Here is a 15,578-nt window from a genome sequence, read left to right as displayed (position 1 = left end):
CGTCAAGCGCCGTACGCGGCGAGGAACACCGCGGTCGCCTGGTCCGCGAGCTTGTCGAGCTCACCTGGCTTCGGCCGCTGCCGGGTGCCGGCGAACATCGCCCGGTTCATCGGCTTGTACATGACCAGTCCGGCGAACTGGTACGCCGCCAGCGTCGGGTCGTCGAGCTCACGCAGGAGACCACGCTCGGTCAGCCGGGTGAGCGCCGTACCCAACGCCTCCAGTGAGTTCTCGAACCCGCTGGTGAACCAGGCTCCGCAGACCTCGGGGAACCGATCGGCCTCGGCGATCACGAGCCGGCGCAGCTGGAGCACGCTGTCGGAGGTGAGGCTGTCGAGCAGCCGACGAGCCAGCGCGCGCAGGGCTTCGCGGGCATCGGTCGCGCCGTCGAGGGTCTCGGCGTACGCCTGCAGCAGTCCGTCCATCAGCTGATCGCTGGTGCCGAGGACGATCTCGGCGAACAGGCGCTCCTTGTTCTCGAACTGCTTGTAGACCGTCTGCTTGGAGACGCCGGCCTTCGCCGCGACCTCGTCCATGCTCGCGCCGAGGTACCCGTGCTGGAGGAAGACCTCTGTCGCGGCGGCGAGGATCGCCCGGCGCTTGCGTGGCGTCCGGCCCTCGCCCTCGATGGTGGGGGCGGCCTGCTCCGGCTGCCAGACGGCAGCCCGCTGTCGGTACTCCTCCACGGCGTCCTCCTCGGTGGTCACGGAAATCATACTAGACAGTCCAGTTCTTCTCTGAGTACTGTACGGTCTAGTTCCGAACGACACTGAAGGAGAACGACGATGAGCACTGTGAAATCCGCCGACGGCACGACGATCGCCTTCGAGGCGTGGGGCACGGGCCGGCCGCTGATCCTGGTCGACGGCGCCACCGCCCACCGCGCGGTCAACCCGTCGAACGCCGAGGTGGCGAAGCTGCTGAGTGACGAGTTCCGGGTCTACGCCTACGACCGGCGCGGTCGCGGTGAGAGCACCGACACCGCGCCGTACGCGATCCAGCGGGAGATCGAGGACCTGGCCGCGCTGATCGAGGACGCCGGACAGCCGGCCATCGTGTTCGGCTGGTCCTCCGGTTCACTGCTGGCCCTGGACGCGGCGGCCGCCGGGCTGCCGATCACCGCGCTGGCACTCTTCGAGCCGCCGGTGGTGGTCGACGATTCGCGTCCGCCGCTGCCCTCCGACTACGTCGAGCAACTCGATGCGTTCGTCGCGGCGGGCCGCCGGGACCAGGCCGCGGAGCTGTTCATGACCGCCGCGGCCGGCATGCCGCCCGAGTTCGTCGCCGGGATCCGGCAAAGCCCGTACTGGGCGCCGGTCGAGGAGGTCGCGCACACCATCTCGTACGACGGCCGGATCATGGGCACGACCATGTCGGGCAACCCACTGCCGGCAGACCGCTGGGCCGCGGTCGACGTCCCGGTCCTGGTCATGCACGGCGACGCCACCGCACCCTTCCTGATCACCGGCAGCCAGGCAGTCGCCGACCTCCTGCCAACCGCAACCCTGAAGCCCGTCCCAGGCGAAAACCACAACGTCGAGCCCCCCGTACTCGCGCCGGCCCTCCGCCAGTTCGCACACGAGGTGTGAGCCATGGGGACGATCGTGGTGACCACGTTCAGCTCGCTGGACGGCGTCGTACAGGCTCCTGGCGGGGAGGACTTCAAGTACGCGAACTGGACGTTCGACTTCGACCGCGGTGCGGACGGAGAGAAGTTCAAGAACGACGAGGCGCTCGGGGCGGACGCGTTGCTGATCGGGCGTCGTACGTACGAAGGGTTCGCGGCGGCGTGGCCGAACTACGCGGGGGAGCTGGCGGACAAGTACAACAGCATGCCCAAGTACGTCGTCTCGAGCACGCTGACCGATCCGCCCTGGAACAACACGCAGGTGCTGTCCGGTGGCTTAGGTGAGGTGGTGACCAGACTGAAGAGTGAGGTGGCCAGCGAGATCCAGGTCCCGGGCAGCATCCAGCTGGTCCAGGGATTGCTGGCGGCTGATCTGGTCGACGAGACCCGCTTGATGACGTTCCCGGTCATTCTGGGGACCGGGCGGCGGTTGTTCGGCGAGACGCCCGAGAAGACGCGGTGGAAGCTGACGCAGTCGGTGAGCTTCGGTGAGGGCATTCCGGTGACGGTCTACCGGCGGGACTTGACCTAGAGAGCGGTCTAGGTCGTTGGGTGGTCGGCATGATGAACATCGCGCTGGGCGCTATGGAGTATGGGACGCGGATCGGTGAGAAGGAGTCTTTCGCGCTGCTGGATGCGTACGTCGATGCCGGGGGTGAATGGATCGACACGGCGAACTGCTACGCGTTCTGGCACGACCCGAGTGGGCATGGCGGGCAGAGCGAGGAGCTGCTCGGCCGGTGGTTCGCCCAGCGGCCAGGGGTGCGGGACCGGGTGAAACTCGCGACGAAGGTCGGCTGCGAACCACTCCGGCCCGGCAGCTACCCCGAGCACACGGAAGGCCTAAGCGCTCAGGCGATCGACGCGGCGCTGGAGACCTCGCTCCGGCGACTCGGCGTCGACCACATCGACCTGTACTGGGCCCACCGCGACGACCGTTCGACCCCGCTGGAAGAAACCGCCGCCGCCTTCGGCAAGCACGCGGCAGCCGGCACCATCGGCCGCCTCGGCCTGTCCAACTACGCGCTGTGGCGGTACGAGCGGATGCGCGGACTCGCCGCCGAGCTGGGTGTCATGGGCCCGAGCGCTCTCCAGCTTCGCTACTCCTACCTCCAGCCCCGCCCCCTGGTCCGCGACCACACCCACGACCACCGCTTCGGCTGGATCACCGACGAGGTCCTCGACTACGCCGCCACCAACCCCGGCCAGCAACTCTTCGCCTACAGCCCGCTGATGTCCGGCGCCTACGAGAACCGCCCGGACCGCCCGATCCCCGAAGCCTTCACCCACCCCGGCACCATCCGCCGCCTGGAAGCCCTCACCGCGGTAGCCACCGACCTCGACATCACCCCCTCCGAAGCAGTCATCGCCTGGCTCACCACGGGCACCCCCGCCATCACCCCCATCATCGGCATCAGCACCCCCACCTACCTCCAAACCGCCCTCAACGGCGCCCACCTCCAACTCACCCCCGAACACCGCGCCCAACTGGGCGAGGTCTGGTAAATCACCTCTGATCAACGCTCCCCTTTGGCCTAGGGGTGGTGAGACGCTTTGGGGGTGGACAGGGATGGTTTCTGGGGACTGGTCGAGGATGCGCGTGGTGGTGTGGATGACACCGTCGCGGATCCGGATGGGGTTGCGGACGCGCTGGTCAAGGAGCTGGGTGGACTAGAGGCCGGGGAGATCGCCGAGTTCGGGGTGGAGCTCGCGCGGTTGCAGGTCGAGTCCTACCGGTGGGATCTGTGGGCGGCGGCGTACCTGATCAACTCGGGTGCCTCGGAGGACGGGTTCGACTCGTTCCGTGGCTGGCTGATCGCGCAGGGGAGGGAGGTCTGGGAGGCGGCGCTGGCCGAGCCGGACTCGCTCGCCGACGTGGTCGACGAGGACCGGCCGGAGGGCTTCGAGGGGTTCGACGGTGAGGGGCTGCTGCACGTGGGCAGTCACGCGTACAAGAACGTCACCGGCGACGAGGCGGCGTACTGGAAGGCCGTCGAGGCGGACACCCCGGACACCCCAGCCCTGCCTGCCGGTAAGGAGATCGACTTCGACGACGAGGACGACCTGGAGACCCGCCTGCCCCGGCTGGCCGCGCTCTACCTGGAAGCCTAGGCCGGTTCGCCACTGAGGCGTTCGATGGCTGCGCGGAGCCGGCGGCGCCAGCCGGGCTGACCGGCGTCCGCATCGGCCGCGGCCAGGCTGACCAGGTGCTGGGCCATCTCGAACCCCTCCGCCGCCTGCGGTTCCAGATCGGTCAGCGGTACGGCGGTCTGCGGCTCGTCGTGGTCGAACTCGAGCTCGATCCGCCGACTGGTCCACCCGAACCCATCCGGCACCAGCAACTCGGGCACCAGCGTCTCGTGGCTGAGGGACGTCAGCTCCTGATCCCCGTTCCCGATGCTGAAGATCGTCGTACCGCGTCGTCGTACGTCGCTGATCCGCTCGAGCAACGTCTCCGCGGGATTCTCCTCGGCGACCACCAGTAGCGACTCACCGCGGCCCGCGTCCTGCAGCCGATCCAGTCCGATCGCCAGGTGCGGCGGTGCGTCCGGTGGCGGCGCCCAGCGGACCAGCGACGGCCGGATGTCCTCAACCCCGGCCCGGTGCAGCTCGTCGTCCAGGTGCGCGGTCAGATGCCACGGCTCGTCGTCGGCCGGCCCGAACAGCATCAGTCCACCGGTCCGAGTGGTGAACCGCCGCAGGGAGTGCGCGAACTCGGTCGTCCGGCTCCCCAGCTCAGTGCCGGTCAGCATCTCGCGGAGGAGCGAGGCCCTGGTCAGATCCACGGTTCAAACCTGACACATGTCCGGGGGCATCGCGACTCAGGTCAGCTCGTCTGCCTTCGATTGCAGGTAGTTGCGCTCCGGAACACTCGTCGTACGGCGGGCCGCCAGCAGGAAGCTCTCTCGTGCGGCAGCCCGCTCACCCGACATCTCCAGCAGGTGCGCACGCACCGCCTCCAGCCGGTGGTGGCCGGTCATGCGGTCGTCGGACTCGAGTGGCTCGAGTACAGCGAGCCCCTCCTTCGGACCGACCGCCATGGCGACCGCGACCGCGTGGTTGAGCTTCACCATCGGGTTGTCGACCATCTGCTCGAGTACGTCGAACAGCGCGACGATCTGCCGCCAGTCCGTGTCCTCGGCGCGCTGAGCGGTGTCATGCACCGCAGCGATCGCGGCCTGAACCTGGTACGGCCCTAGCTGCGTGCGCGACAGCGCATCCGTCACCAGTGCTTCGCCCTCGACGATCGCAGCCTTGTTCCACTTCGAGCGGTCCTGGTCCGCCAACGGCACCAGTGCGCCCTCCACACCGGTCCGAGCCGGCCGACGTGCGTCGGTGAGGAGCATGAGTGCCAGCAGCCCGGCCACCTCTCCGTCGTCCGGCAGCAGCTTGCGCACGCCTCGCACCAGCCGGATCGCCTCGGTGGTGAGCTCCGCGCTGTGCAACGACGTACCGGATGAGGCGGTGTAGCCCTCGTTGAAGATCAGGTAGAGGACGTGCAGTACGGCGCCCATCCGCTCGTCCCGCTCCGCCTCGGGCGGCAGCTCGAACGTACTGCCCGCCTGTTTGATACTGCGCTTCGCCCGGCTGATCCGCTGCGCCATGGTTGCCTCCGGCACCAGGAACGCGGCCGCGATCTGCGCAGTGGTGAGACCACCGACCGCGCGCAGCGTCAGCGCGATCTGCGAGGCCGGCGACAGGGCCGGGTGACAGCACAGGAACAGCAGCGTCAGCGTGTCGTCCCGGCCGCCCGGATCGTCGATCTCCGGGCCTGAAGCAACGAATTCCTCCGGTGCGGACAGCTGTGCCGCGTTCTCCTCGCGGCGCCGCCGGGCCGACTCGCTGCGCAGCAGATCGGTCAGCCGGCGGGACCCGACGCGGATCAGCCAGCCCCGCGGGTTGTCCGGAACCCCCTCGGTCGGCCACTGCTGCGCGGCCGCCAGCAGTGCCTCCTGGACGGCTTCCTCGGCCAGGTCGAAGTGACCGTAGTGCCGGACCAGCGCGCTCAGGACCTGCGGCGCCTGCTCACGGAGCAGCAGCTCGAAGTCGCTCACATCTCCAGCCCGGACGTGTCCATCACCGGTCGCACCTCCACCGCGAGGTACTCCGCATCCGGCATCCGGGCGGCGTACCCGATCGCCTGGTCTATGTCATCGCACTCGATCAGATAGAACCCGGCCAGGTGCTCCTTGGCCTCAGCGTACGGCCCGTCCGTGGTCATCGTGGTGTCGTCACGCACCTGCACGGTCCGCGTGGTGATGGGGTCGGCCAGCCCGGCCGCACTGACCAGCAGCCCCTGCTCACTCAGCTCACGCGACAGCGACTGGTGCGCCCGCGACAGACCCTCGCGTTGCTCAGCAGACAGGCCCGCCCAGCTCTCGGCGTTGCTGTAGATCAGCAGCATGTATTTCACAGGCACCATCCTGTCCCTCGCGGAGGCCGCTGTGACCCCCTCTCACCCGGTACGTCGTAACACCCGGGCCCGACTCGACAAACGCGAGATGTCGAAGTGACCGGGCCGGACCCGACGTCTCCACCGAGTGACGCTCAGCCGGGGCGTCCGCGCCTTACTGGAGATGTCAGATGGTTCTGGAATCGAAGCGCTGGTTCGCACTGGCGCTGCTCTGCCTGACCGGGTTCATGATCATCCTGGACGCGTCGATCGTGCTGGTCGCCGTGCCGTCGATCGAGCGTGAGCTGACTTTCTCGACCGGTGGCGTGCAATGGGTGCCCAGCGGCTACGCGCTGATGTTCGGTGGCCTGCTGCTGCTCGGCGGCCGCATCTCCGACCTGCTGGGCCGACGGCGGGTGTTCATCACCGGACTGGTGCTGTTCGCCGGGTCCTCGCTGCTCTGCGGGTTCGCGTGGAGCGGTGACGCGTTGGTACTCGCGCGTGGGCTGCAGGGCGCGGCTGCCGCCGTACTGGCTCCGAGTGCGCTCTCGATCGTCATGACCACGTTCCCCGCGGGTCCGGACCGCAACAAGGCGCTCGGGATCTGGGGAGCGACCAGTGGGGTCGGCGGTACGGCGGGATCGCTCGTCGGAGGGCCTGTCACGGACGGACTCGGCTGGCAGTGGATCTTCTTCATCAACGTGCCGATCTGCCTGCTCGTCGTCGTACTCGCTCCAGTTCTGCTGCTGGACAGCCGTGGACCGGGCAGACGCGGGTTCGACGTCGCCGGCGCTGTCACAGTGACCGCTGCGCTCATCGTGCTCGTGTACGCCGTCATCGAGGCACCGGAGTCGTCCGTGGGCCGGACCGTGTTGCTTGTGCTGTTGTCGGCCGCCTTGTTCGGACTGTTCGTACTCGTGGAGAAGCGGTCGGCCGCACCGCTCGTACCACTGCGGATCTTCCGCTCACGCGCTCTGGTCGGCGGCAACCTGATCACGATCGCTTGGGGACTGTCGGCGTTCGGACTGAACTTCATCTACACGCAGTACGCCCAACTGGCGTTGGGTGTGTCCGCGATCCGTTACGGCCTGATGTCCGCCGTACTCGCGGCCGCGGCAGTAGGCGGGTCCATGGTCGGCCAGCACCTCGTCACGCGGGTTGGCACCCGCCGGGTCGCGTTCGTCTCCCTGCTGCTCGCGGGCGTCGGCACTACCGTGATGGCTCGGCTAACGGTGGACTCCGGGTACTTCGAGCTGGCCTTCTGGGGTCTGACGATCTTCGGTGCCGGACTGGGTGCCGGAACGGTCGCCGGGTCCATCGCCTCCCTCAGCGACGTGACCGGCGCAGACGCCGGCGTCGCATCCGGACTGCAGAACGCCAGCTTCCAGATCGGCGGCGCGGTAGGCATCGCCGTTCTGTCGGCAGTCGCCACGGCCAGTACGACGGGCGCCACACCGACCGCTCTCACCCACGGCTACCGGGTCGCGTTCGTGGCGGTGTGGTTGTTCATCGCGCTCGGTCTCGCCGGATGCGGCCTCCTGCTCGGACGCAATCGCACCGTACAGCACCAGCTGGAGGCGGTGGCGCCCTGACTTCAAACACTCGTTGGACGTTTGCCGTTGCGACGGCCGAGGGCACCTGATCCGCGTGGCCGCCACTTTTCGCCCGGCGGCCCTCGAGAAGGAGGCTTCATGATCATCCTCGGTGTGATCCTGCTGATTTTGGGGTTCTTACTGAGTGTTCCGATTCTGTGGACGATCGGCATCATCCTGGTCGTGGTCGGAGCAGTACTGTTCCTGCTCGGATCGGCCGGTCGGGCCGTCGGCGGACGCAGACATTGGTACTGATCCGTCGCAGGCTTCAGAACCCCGCGGGCCCTTCCGGCCCGCGGGGTTCTGTCCGTGCGGGTCGCTACGGTGTGCCCATGAAGTACGTCGTGATGATTTTCCGGAGCCTCGATCGCACCTGGACCGACGAGGACCAGCAGGCGCTCGGCCGGCTGATGCGGCTCGAGAGCGAGCTCGCCGCCAGTGGTGAGCTGGTCAGTTCGGAGGGACTGCTACCTCCGGAGGCGGGGCGGATCGTGCAGATCCGCGATGGTGCGCAAGTGGTCACCGACGGGCCGTTCGGTGAGTCGAAGGAGCAGCTCGCGGGCTTCTTCCTCATCGATGTCGCCGACGACGACCAGGCCCAGGCGATCGCGGCGCGCGTCTCGACCGCGGCCGGCGATCGTGTCGAGCTCCGCGGCACGTTGATCTCAGCATGAATGCCAGGGGAACGTGGGTGAGCGCTTCTCCGTGAACGCCGCGATCCCCTCCGCGAGCTCACCACCGGCGATCGTCTCGCGATAGCGCCGTACGGCCTGGGCGTCCGCGTCCTCGCCGGCCAGCAACGCGCTGACGGTCTCCTTGGCCGAGCGAATCGTCAGCTGCGACCGCGACACCATCGTCGCCGCAAAGGCCGCCGCTTCGGCGTCCGGATCGTCGACGACCCGATCGACCAGGCCCTTCAGCTCGGCCTGTTCCGCGGTCAGCAGTTCACCGCTGAAGAGCAGGTACTTCGTCGTCGCCGGACCGACCAGATCGAGCAGGACCTTGATCGCGGCCGGCGGATAGACCACCCCGATCCGGGCCGGTGTCACCCCGAACGTCGCGTCCCGCGCGGCGAACCGGAAGTCGCAGTTCACCGCGATCTCCAGACCGCCGCCGATGCAGTGCCCGCGCACCACCGCGACCGTCGGCTTCGGGAAATCTCGCAGCGCCGCCTGGGCCCGCAGGTTGAACGCCCGCAGTTCCGCCATCGGATCGGCCGGATCGTCCCCGGAGATCAGCTCGCGGATGTCCGCACCGGCGGAGAAGGTCGGCCCGGCGCCGGTGACGAGGAGCACCTTCACCGCGTCGTCGGCCGCCAGTTCCGCTAGCAGACCGGGCAGCGCCTCCCACATCGCGCGGGTCAGCGCGTTCCGCTTCTCGACCCGGTCGATCACCAGCCGGGCCACCACCCCGCCCTCGATCCGGAACCCCAGGTCATCCACCCCCGCAGTCAACCAGCCGGCCACCCCTCCGCGCCGCTAGCTGCATCACACCACCCACTTTGTGCACCGTTCGACCATGGATCGGCCGCCAAAACGGTCGAACCGTGCACAAAGACGGACTACGCGGCGGCGCGCTTGGCGCGGGACTTGGCGCGGGCCATGCGGAAGAGGTAGGCGGGCGTCGGCGGGACCCAGCCGAGTTGCTTGGCCTGGCCGAGATCGTCGCGGTTGGCCCAGTGCTCGACGACCTTCCCGTCCTCGATCCGCAGCCAGTGCGACTGCGTGATGGCGAAGGTCTTGCCGGTCGGCGGGAAGACCGTGTCCACCTGACCCGCCGGGGTATAGACCGCGAACGGCGCCACGTGCCGCCCACTCATCGTCGAGTCGATCGCGACCAAGTTGCCATCGGCAACCACATGGTGGATCTCGTACGCCAGCCCCTCGAACGCGGTCCGCAGCCAGAGCGCGGTCGCGTAGTAGCCGGCCGGTCCACCGACCCGGCAGTCCGGCGGCTCGATCTCGTCCTCCCGGTTGACCGCGTCCGGATGGATCAGGGCGTCGAAGTCGGCCCGGTCGCCGTCGGCCATGATCTGGATGCCGCGGACCGCGATCGCACCCACGTCGGTTTCGGTGTGCATGGTTCCCCCAATAATTAGATACAGTGAGGCTGTACTCAAAAGCATGGGATCGGTGATGGCGGAAGTCAAGAGGCAGTACGACGCCACCGGCCGGCGCGAGCGGGCCCGGCAACGGCGGCGGGACGTCGTGGTCGCGGCACAGGAGCTCTTCGAGGCCGACGGTTTCCAGGCGACCACGATCAGTGCGGTCGCGCAGCGCGCCGGAGTCTCGGCCGAGAGCATCTACAAGGGGTTCGGCACCAAGGCCGCGCTGGCCAAGGCCGTGTTCGACTTCGTCATCGCCGGCGACGACGCGCCGATCCCGATGGCGGAGCGCCCCGAGTCACGGGCGATCCAGCAGGAGCCCGACGTACGCCGGAAGATCCAGTTGTACGTCGATGGGTTCGTCCAGCGGCAGCAGCGGTCCGCCCGGGTGCAGATCCTGATCCGGGACGGCCGGCACAACGACGAGACCCTGCGGGATACCTGGCAGACCCTGCTGGACGAGCGGCTGACCGGGATGACCATGTTCGGCCGGCACCTGCTCGACACCGGCGAGCTGCGGCCCGGGATCACGCTCGACGAGGTCGCCGACGTGCTGTGGACGTACATCTCGGTCGAGTTCTACGAGCTGCTCGTTCTGCTCCGCGGCTGGACCCCCGAGCGGTACGCCGACCTGGTCGCGAGCGCGATCACGGAGGCCGTGATCCGACCAAGCGTTTGATCTCGAAGAGGTCACATCCGAATAGCGAGCAGATCACGACCGGGACCCCGCTGTGGATGTTCGTAATGCGTTAAGACTCGGGGCCGATTCGAACCCGCGCGGTGATGTGTGCTTGACTCCTCCGGTCGATAACGTTTTGGTCTCGGCAGATTGGGTTTCAGAAAGTGACTGCAGGACGGCATAGACAGGCGCGGCACCGGCAAGCGCGCCCCCAGGTGATCCGGCCCGGTGTCGCGAAGGTGGCGATTCCCGGCGCCGCAGTGGCCCTGGTGGTCACCGGATCGGCGGCCGCACTCCCCGACCAGCACGTCAAGTTCGACACCTCGATCGCCAGCTCGTCCCTGCAGCTGTCGCGCGAGGCCCAGGTCAGCCGGGACGCTCTGCGCCCGCCGTTGGACGTCGCTCCGTCGCAGACCCCGGCTCCCAAGCCGAAGAGCACCCCCTCGGCGAAGCACCTGAAGAAGGCGGCGCCGATCCCGAAACCCACCGCGACCAAGACGCGCGCCGCCGCGAGCGCGACGCCGCCGAAGGTGATGGGCTCGAAGTACACGACCACCGACGTGAACCTCTGGTCGCTCCCGCTCACCGGCGTCCTGCTGGACGTGCTGCCGAAGGGCACCAAGGTCTCCGTCACCGGCAAGATCGACGGCATCTGGGCCGAGGTCGTCAGCGACAACAAGTCCCGCTGGGTGAAGGCGGCGTACCTGTCGGCCACCAAGCCGGTCGCGAGCACGACCAGCACCTCCGGCAGCATCTCCCAGGCGGCCTGCAAGTCCGGCTCCTCGGTCGAGGACGGCCTGACCCAGGACGCGATCCGGGTCCACCGCGCGATCTGCGCCAAGTTCCCGGACATCACGTCGTACGGCGGTCTGCGGTCCGGCGACAGCGGTTCGGAGCACTCCACCGGTCACGCGCTGGACATCATGGTCAGCGGTTCCGAGGGCCAGGAGGTCGCGGACTGGCTGCACGCGAACTACAAGAAGCTCGGTGTCAGCCAGCTGATCTGGCAGCAGCACATCTGGACCGTCCAGCGCGGCAGCGAAGGCTGGCGCGCGATGGAGGACCGCGGCAGCACGACCGCGAACCACTACGACCACGTGCACGTGACGGTCTACGGGAACTCCGGCACGGTCTGAGCGAAACCCGAGACGCCCTGAGCGATCCGGTCCCCTGCCCTCCTGGGGACCGGGTCGCTTTTTCAGGGGCGGATGTTGGCGTTCAGGTGAAAGAAGTTCGTCGGGTCGTAGGCCCGCTTGACCTCGCGCAGCCGGCTGAGGTCCTTGGCGTCGTACGCCGTGTCCGCGCGGCCCATGTCGCCGAGGAAGTTCACGAAGGTGCGGCCCGAGTCCGGCAGTACGCCGTGCATCTCCCGGTCCACGATCAGCGAGTACGACGCTCCGCGGTGACCGACCGGACCGGCGCCGGGACCCGGGTGGGCCATCGCACCGCCCCAGTGCCGGATCTCCACGGTCGGCGCGTCCTCGTCGTCGAAGCCGGTGACCACGTCGATCACCTCGTCGGTCAGGGTGTCGAGGAAGTCGAGGTGCCGGGCGGGCGTGCCACCCATCGCGGCGTCGCCGTACTCGATCGTGGTCAGCTCGCCGGCCAGCCGGGGACCGGCGACCTCGAACAGCGGCTTCAGCAGGTGCTCGGCCAGCTCGGCGGCACCGGCGTACATGACCTTGATCGCGACGGCGCGCTGCTCAGTGCCGGGGACGCGGGTCAGGACGACCGCGGTGCTCAGCTCGTTGGGGATCGTGGCGGTCCAGTCGCTGTAGTGGCGCAGGATCGCGGCCGCGCGGTCGATGCCGTAGTACAGGATGCCGGCGTGGACCGTGCGGACCGGGTACAGCCGGAACTCGAGCGACGTGACGATGCCGAAGTTGCCAGTGCCGCCACGGATCGCCCAGAACAGGCCCGGGTGGTGCTCGGCACTCGCGGTCACAGTGCGCCCGTCCGCGGTGACGACCTCGGCGCGGACCACACTGTCGGCCGCGAACCCGTACTTCCGGGCCAGCCAGCCCACGCCGCCACCGAGCGTGTACCCGGTGACACCGACGTCGCGGTGTGAGCCCGACAGCGGCGCCAGCCCGAACTGCCCGGCCGCGTCCAGCACCGCACCCCAGCGCGCGCCCGGCGCGACCTTGGCGATCCGGCGCTCTGGGTCGATCAGCACGCTCGTCATGGGCGTGGTCTTGAGCAGGATCCCGCCGTCGGCCGGCACCCGAGTCCCGTGACCCGTGGCCTGCACCGCGATCGGTACGCCGTACTCGCGTGCCGTCCGCACCGCCGCCTGGACGTCGGTCCGGCTGCAGGCCTCGGCGACCACCAGTGGCCGTGAGTCGACGGTGGGGATCACGGACATCCGCTGTACGTCGTACTCCGCCTCACCGGGCTGCCGGATGGCGCCGTTGAACCCGGCGCCCAGCAGCCCCGCCACCACGTCGCTTGCAACCGGTGCAACCGTCTGCGTCGTCATCCCAACCCACTCCCTCACGTATCCGCTTCTGCCAATACGTCGAAGGAAGGAGGCGCCGATCGACACGCCCCGGCAAACTTCTTCAGATGACCCACACCGTCGAGGTCACCGGCGAGGTCCTCACGAAGCACTACAGCTCGTGGTCCCGCGATGAGCCGGGCCGCGAATGGGCTGCCCTCACCTTGCTCGCGCAGCACGCGCCGGGGTTGGCACCGACCCCCCTGGTCGACGGCGCCGCGCCGCGTCCGTGGGTCTCGATGACAGTCCTCCCCGGTCAACCACTCAGCGGCGCGCTCACTGGTGCGCAACTCGACGCCCTGGGCGACGCCCTCACCACTCTGTGGTCGGTGGATCCCCACGACCTACCCCCGATTGACACACTGGCCCTGGTCAACCGCACCCAGAGCGCCCTCGTCACCCTGCGGAGAGGCACCGGGGTAATCGCCGACGCCGCTACAGCCGCAGCGGTCTGGCTCGACGGCTTCGCCGGCTTCGAGCTGCGCGACCCAGTTGTCGCCCACGGCGATCCCAACCTGACCAACTACCTCTGGGACGGCACCCGGATCCGCATAGTCGACTTCGAGGACGCTGGGCGCGGTGACCTCTGCCTTGAGCTCGCCAACCTCGTCGAGCATCTCTCCGGACGCGAGACCGACTGGAGTCCCGTCGTACGACGTTTCGCCGTCGACCCGGACCGTTTCCACACCGCCCGCTGTCTGTGGGCGGCGTTCTGGCTGACACTGATCGGTCCGGGTGGACCAAGTGCCAGCCGGAATCCACCGGGTACGGCGGAGGCGCAGGCGCGACGGGTGCTCGAGCTGCTCAGGCCGGCAGCGGGAGCTCCTTGAGTCGCTCGATGTCCGCGAGGATGTCGATCTGGGTGATCTTGCCATCGGCGACCGTGACCGCCATGACGCCCATCAGGCGGCCATTGACGACGGTGATCCCGCCCGGCTCTCCGTTGATCGTCGCGACCTCCATGTACGGCGCCATCCGGCCGAAGAGGAGCGCCTGCTCGACCACCGCCCGCGCACCGCGGACCAGCTTCGACACCGCCGGACCGGCGAACTCCGCGGTCGCCGCTCCCGCGTCAGCACGCAGTACGACGTCCGGATCGAGCAGCGCGAGCAACGCCTCGAAGTCACCACTGCGCGACGCGGCCATGAAGGCTTCCATCACGGCCCGCTGCCGCCCGGTGTCACCATCGCTTCGCGGCGCGCCCTGTACCCGCCGCCGTGCCCGGCTGGCCAGCTGCCGGGTCGCCGCCGGGGACTTGTCCACGATCGACGCGATCTCGTCGAAGCTGACCCCGAACATGTCGTGCAGCACGAACGCCAGCCGCTCCGCCGGCGCCAGCGTCTCCAGTACGACGAGCAGCGCCAGACCGACCGCATCCGCCTGCAACGCCTCGTCTTCCGGCCCGAGCCCACCGGCCTCCCGGCTGATGATCGGATCCGGTACGAACGTGTCCAGCGAGTCCTCCCGCCGCGACTTACGGCTGCGCAGCATGTCCAGACAGACCCGCGACACCACGGTGGTCAGCCATCCGGCCAGATTGCCGACATCACTCACGTCGGACCGGCTCAGCCGCAACCACGCCTCCTGGACGGCGTCCTCGGCCTCAGCGAGCGATCCGAGCATCCGGTACGCGACCGCGCGCAACTGCCCGCGATGCTGCTCGAACTGCCTCGCCAGCTGGTCGTGGTCGTCCACTGATGCCTCCATCACTTCCCTGACGGATCGGAGCACCATGATGTGACAGAGCTTCCGCATCACCCATGATGGGGTCATGCCTGCGACCCGCGGTGACCTGGTGTTCGAGGACGACTTCGAAGCGTCGTCGCTCGACCGGTCCGCGTGGTCACCGCACTATCTGCCGCACTGGAGCTCCCGTGCGGCGTCGGCCGCGACGTACCGGCTGAATGACTCATGCCTCACGCTCAGCATCCCGCCGGAGCAGGGACTCTGGTGCGAGGGCGACCACAAACCGGACCTGCGGGTGTCGGGGATCCAGTCCGGCAACTACTCCGGTCCGGTCGGCAGCACGATCGGGCAGCAGCCGTACCGCGAGGGTCTCGTCGTCCGCGAGGCGCAGCAGGAGTTCTGGGGCTGGACTCCGAACGGGGGGTACGTCGAACTGCGGGCGCGGGCCGACCTCAGTCCACGGTCGATGGTGTCGCTATGGATGGTCGGACTGGAGGACCAGCCGGAGCGGTGCGGAGAGATCTGCGTGATGGAGGTCTTCGGTGACGCGATCGTTCCCGGTGACTCCACAGCTGTCGGTATGGGTCTGAAAACTATCCGTGACCCGTCCGTGCCGCAGGACTTCGAGGCGATCCGGCTCCCGCTGGACCTGCGCGACTTCCACACCTACGCCGTGCAATGGGCCTCCGGTGAGGCGACGTTCTTCGTCGACGGCGCGCCGATGCGCAGGTGCTCGGGCGCTCCGACGTACCCGCTACAGCTGATGCTCGCCGTCTTCGACTTCCCCGACGGGAGTGCCAACGACCATGTGCCCACCTTCACCGTCGACTCCATCCGTGGATGGAACATTGCGGAGCAACTGGTCGCCTGACTAAGGTCGTCGGTATGTTCCTGCGCGCGGGTCAGTGGTGGGCCGTCGACTAGACGGCTGCTTCCGCGCGTAACCACCCGGCCGTCTCCTGCGAGGCGGCCGTTGTGATGTCTCCTCATGGGCGGCCCT

The 15,578-nt window shown here is 68.5% G+C and carries 19 protein-coding genes; 11 read left to right on the top strand and 8 right to left on the bottom strand.

Annotation, left to right across the window (positions count from 1 at the left end; translation table 11 throughout):
* Positions 1 to 2: 2 nt before the first annotated feature.
* Positions 3 to 707, bottom strand: a complete 705-nt coding sequence (locus AB0E63_RS22920; protein ID WP_360369575.1) for a TetR/AcrR family transcriptional regulator — start codon at positions 705 to 707, stop codon at positions 3 to 5.
* Positions 708 to 785: 78 nt separating this feature from the next.
* Here AB0E63_RS22920 and AB0E63_RS22915 point away from each other — a divergent pair, with 78 nt between their 5' ends.
* From AB0E63_RS22915 to AB0E63_RS22900, 4 genes are read left to right on the top strand one after another with little or no spacing between them, the layout of a single operon-like run.
* Positions 786 to 1,589, top strand: a complete 804-nt coding sequence (locus AB0E63_RS22915; protein ID WP_360369572.1) for an alpha/beta hydrolase — start codon at positions 786 to 788, stop codon at positions 1,587 to 1,589.
* A 3-nt stretch (positions 1,590 to 1,592) separates the two neighbouring features.
* On the top strand, positions 1,593 to 2,159 hold the full coding sequence (locus tag AB0E63_RS22910) for a dihydrofolate reductase family protein (RefSeq protein WP_360369569.1): 567 nt from the start codon (positions 1,593 to 1,595) through the stop codon (positions 2,157 to 2,159).
* A 29-nt stretch (positions 2,160 to 2,188) separates the two neighbouring features.
* Entirely contained in the window at positions 2,189 to 3,133 is a 945-nt protein-coding gene (locus tag AB0E63_RS22905) for an aldo/keto reductase (protein WP_360369566.1), read from the top strand.
* A gap of 54 nt (positions 3,134 to 3,187) precedes the next feature.
* Complete coding sequence (locus AB0E63_RS22900) at positions 3,188 to 3,739, top strand: DUF4240 domain-containing protein (RefSeq protein ID WP_360369563.1); 552 nt, start codon at positions 3,188 to 3,190, stop codon at positions 3,737 to 3,739.
* Here AB0E63_RS22900 and AB0E63_RS22895 read toward each other — a convergent pair.
* From AB0E63_RS22895 to AB0E63_RS22885, 3 genes are read right to left on the bottom strand one after another with little or no spacing between them, the layout of a single operon-like run.
* Positions 3,736 to 4,413, bottom strand: coding sequence for a hypothetical protein (locus AB0E63_RS22895; RefSeq protein ID WP_360369560.1), 678 nt, complete (start codon positions 4,411 to 4,413; stop codon positions 3,736 to 3,738). The two genes, AB0E63_RS22900 and AB0E63_RS22895, sit on opposite strands and share 4 nt — an antisense overlap.
* 36 nt (positions 4,414 to 4,449) lie before the next feature.
* Complete coding sequence (locus tag AB0E63_RS22890) at positions 4,450 to 5,682, bottom strand: DUF6596 domain-containing protein (RefSeq protein ID WP_360369557.1); 1,233 nt, start codon at positions 5,680 to 5,682, stop codon at positions 4,450 to 4,452.
* Positions 5,679 to 6,032 carry a YciI family protein gene (locus AB0E63_RS22885; protein WP_360369751.1) on the bottom strand — a complete coding sequence of 118 codons (354 nt, stop codon included), beginning with the start codon at positions 6,030 to 6,032 and terminating at the stop codon, positions 5,679 to 5,681. Before AB0E63_RS22885 ends, AB0E63_RS22890 begins: the two co-directional genes overlap by 4 nt.
* A gap of 179 nt (positions 6,033 to 6,211) precedes the next feature.
* Here AB0E63_RS22885 and AB0E63_RS22880 point away from each other — a divergent pair, with 179 nt between their 5' ends.
* The 3 genes from AB0E63_RS22880 (at position 6,212) to AB0E63_RS22870 (ending at position 8,286) form a co-directional block, all read left to right on the top strand.
* On the top strand, positions 6,212 to 7,612 hold the full coding sequence (locus AB0E63_RS22880) for an MFS transporter (RefSeq protein ID WP_360369554.1): 1,401 nt from the start codon (positions 6,212 to 6,214) through the stop codon (positions 7,610 to 7,612).
* Positions 7,613 to 7,711: 99 nt separating this feature from the next.
* Positions 7,712 to 7,867, top strand: coding sequence for a DUF6131 family protein (locus AB0E63_RS22875; RefSeq protein ID WP_360369551.1), 156 nt, complete (start codon positions 7,712 to 7,714; stop codon positions 7,865 to 7,867).
* Between the two features lie 77 nt (positions 7,868 to 7,944).
* Positions 7,945 to 8,286, top strand: coding sequence for a YciI family protein (locus AB0E63_RS22870; protein WP_360369548.1), 342 nt, complete (start codon positions 7,945 to 7,947; stop codon positions 8,284 to 8,286).
* Here AB0E63_RS22870 and AB0E63_RS22865 read toward each other — a convergent pair.
* Both AB0E63_RS22865 and AB0E63_RS22860 read right to left on the bottom strand, forming a co-directional pair.
* On the bottom strand, positions 8,278 to 9,054 hold the full coding sequence (locus AB0E63_RS22865) for an enoyl-CoA hydratase/isomerase family protein (RefSeq protein ID WP_360369545.1): 777 nt from the start codon (positions 9,052 to 9,054) through the stop codon (positions 8,278 to 8,280). The genes AB0E63_RS22870 and AB0E63_RS22865 overlap by 9 nt on opposite strands.
* Positions 9,055 to 9,173: 119 nt before the next feature.
* The gene (locus AB0E63_RS22860; RefSeq protein ID WP_360369542.1) at positions 9,174 to 9,692 is read right to left on the bottom strand and encodes an ester cyclase; all 519 of its coding nucleotides are present in this window, start codon (positions 9,690 to 9,692) and stop codon (positions 9,174 to 9,176) included.
* 55 nt (positions 9,693 to 9,747) lie between these two features.
* On the opposite strand from AB0E63_RS22860, the gene AB0E63_RS22855 reads away from it, so the two are divergent.
* A complete protein-coding gene (locus AB0E63_RS22855) occupies positions 9,748 to 10,395 on the top strand; it encodes a helix-turn-helix domain-containing protein (protein WP_360369539.1) in 648 nt (215 codons plus the stop codon).
* A gap of 239 nt (positions 10,396 to 10,634) precedes the next feature.
* On the top strand, positions 10,635 to 11,531 hold the full coding sequence (locus tag AB0E63_RS22850; protein ID WP_360369536.1) for an SH3 domain-containing protein: 897 nt from the start codon (positions 10,635 to 10,637) through the stop codon (positions 11,529 to 11,531).
* Positions 11,532 to 11,593: 62 nt separating this feature from the next.
* On the opposite strand, the gene AB0E63_RS22845 is transcribed toward AB0E63_RS22850, so the two are convergent.
* Entirely contained in the window at positions 11,594 to 12,874 is a 1,281-nt protein-coding gene (locus AB0E63_RS22845) for an FAD-binding protein (protein WP_360369533.1), read from the bottom strand.
* 86 nt (positions 12,875 to 12,960) lie between these two features.
* Here AB0E63_RS22845 and AB0E63_RS22840 point away from each other — a divergent pair, with 86 nt between their 5' ends.
* Complete coding sequence (locus AB0E63_RS22840) at positions 12,961 to 13,722, top strand: aminoglycoside phosphotransferase family protein (RefSeq protein ID WP_360369530.1); 762 nt, start codon at positions 12,961 to 12,963, stop codon at positions 13,720 to 13,722.
* Here the strand turns inward: AB0E63_RS22840 and sigJ are convergent.
* Entirely contained in the window at positions 13,697 to 14,587 is an 891-nt protein-coding gene (gene sigJ / locus AB0E63_RS22835; RefSeq protein WP_360369527.1) for an RNA polymerase sigma factor SigJ, read from the bottom strand. The two genes, AB0E63_RS22840 and sigJ, sit on opposite strands and share 26 nt — an antisense overlap.
* Positions 14,588 to 14,663: 76 nt before the next feature.
* Between sigJ and AB0E63_RS22830 the strand changes: the two genes are divergently transcribed.
* Positions 14,664 to 15,449: a glycoside hydrolase family 16 protein gene (locus AB0E63_RS22830; RefSeq protein ID WP_360369524.1), complete on the top strand. Its 786-nt coding sequence runs from the start codon at positions 14,664 to 14,666 to the stop codon at positions 15,447 to 15,449.
* Positions 15,450 to 15,578: the final 129 nt, after the last annotated feature.

It is taken from the genome of Kribbella sp. NPDC026596, assembly GCF_040638415.1.
Classification (GTDB): domain Bacteria; phylum Actinomycetota; class Actinomycetes; order Propionibacteriales; family Kribbellaceae; genus Kribbella.
Note: the sequence above shows the minus strand (reverse complement) of the source record. Positions and strands in the feature narration are given on the sequence as shown.

Bases quoted from the DNA above. Each gene is read 5' to 3' on its own strand.
- AB0E63_RS22915 (WP_360369572.1), top strand. From the start codon at position 786: ATGAGCACTGTGAAATCCGCCGACGGCACGACGATCGCCTTCGAGGCG.
- AB0E63_RS22910 (WP_360369569.1), top strand. From the start codon at position 1,593: ATGGGGACGATCGTGGTGACCACGTTCAGCTCGCTGGACGGCGTCGTA.
- AB0E63_RS22905 (WP_360369566.1), top strand. From the start codon at position 2,189: ATGATGAACATCGCGCTGGGCGCTATGGAGTATGGGACGCGGATCGGT.
- AB0E63_RS22885 (WP_360369751.1), bottom strand. From the start codon at position 6,032: ATGCTGCTGATCTACAGCAACGCCGAGAGCTGGGCGGGCCTGTCTGCT.
- AB0E63_RS22880 (WP_360369554.1), top strand. From the start codon at position 6,212: ATGGTTCTGGAATCGAAGCGCTGGTTCGCACTGGCGCTGCTCTGCCTG.
- AB0E63_RS22875 (WP_360369551.1), top strand. From the start codon at position 7,712: ATGATCATCCTCGGTGTGATCCTGCTGATTTTGGGGTTCTTACTGAGT.
- AB0E63_RS22870 (WP_360369548.1), top strand. From the start codon at position 7,945: ATGAAGTACGTCGTGATGATTTTCCGGAGCCTCGATCGCACCTGGACC.
- AB0E63_RS22860 (WP_360369542.1), bottom strand. From the start codon at position 9,692: ATGCACACCGAAACCGACGTGGGTGCGATCGCGGTCCGCGGCATCCAG.
- AB0E63_RS22855 (WP_360369539.1), top strand. From the start codon at position 9,748: ATGGCGGAAGTCAAGAGGCAGTACGACGCCACCGGCCGGCGCGAGCGG.
- AB0E63_RS22845 (WP_360369533.1), bottom strand. From the start codon at position 12,874: ATGACGACGCAGACGGTTGCACCGGTTGCAAGCGACGTGGTGGCGGGG.
- AB0E63_RS22840 (WP_360369530.1), top strand. From the start codon at position 12,961: ATGACCCACACCGTCGAGGTCACCGGCGAGGTCCTCACGAAGCACTAC.
- AB0E63_RS22830 (WP_360369524.1), top strand. From the start codon at position 14,664: ATGCCTGCGACCCGCGGTGACCTGGTGTTCGAGGACGACTTCGAAGCG.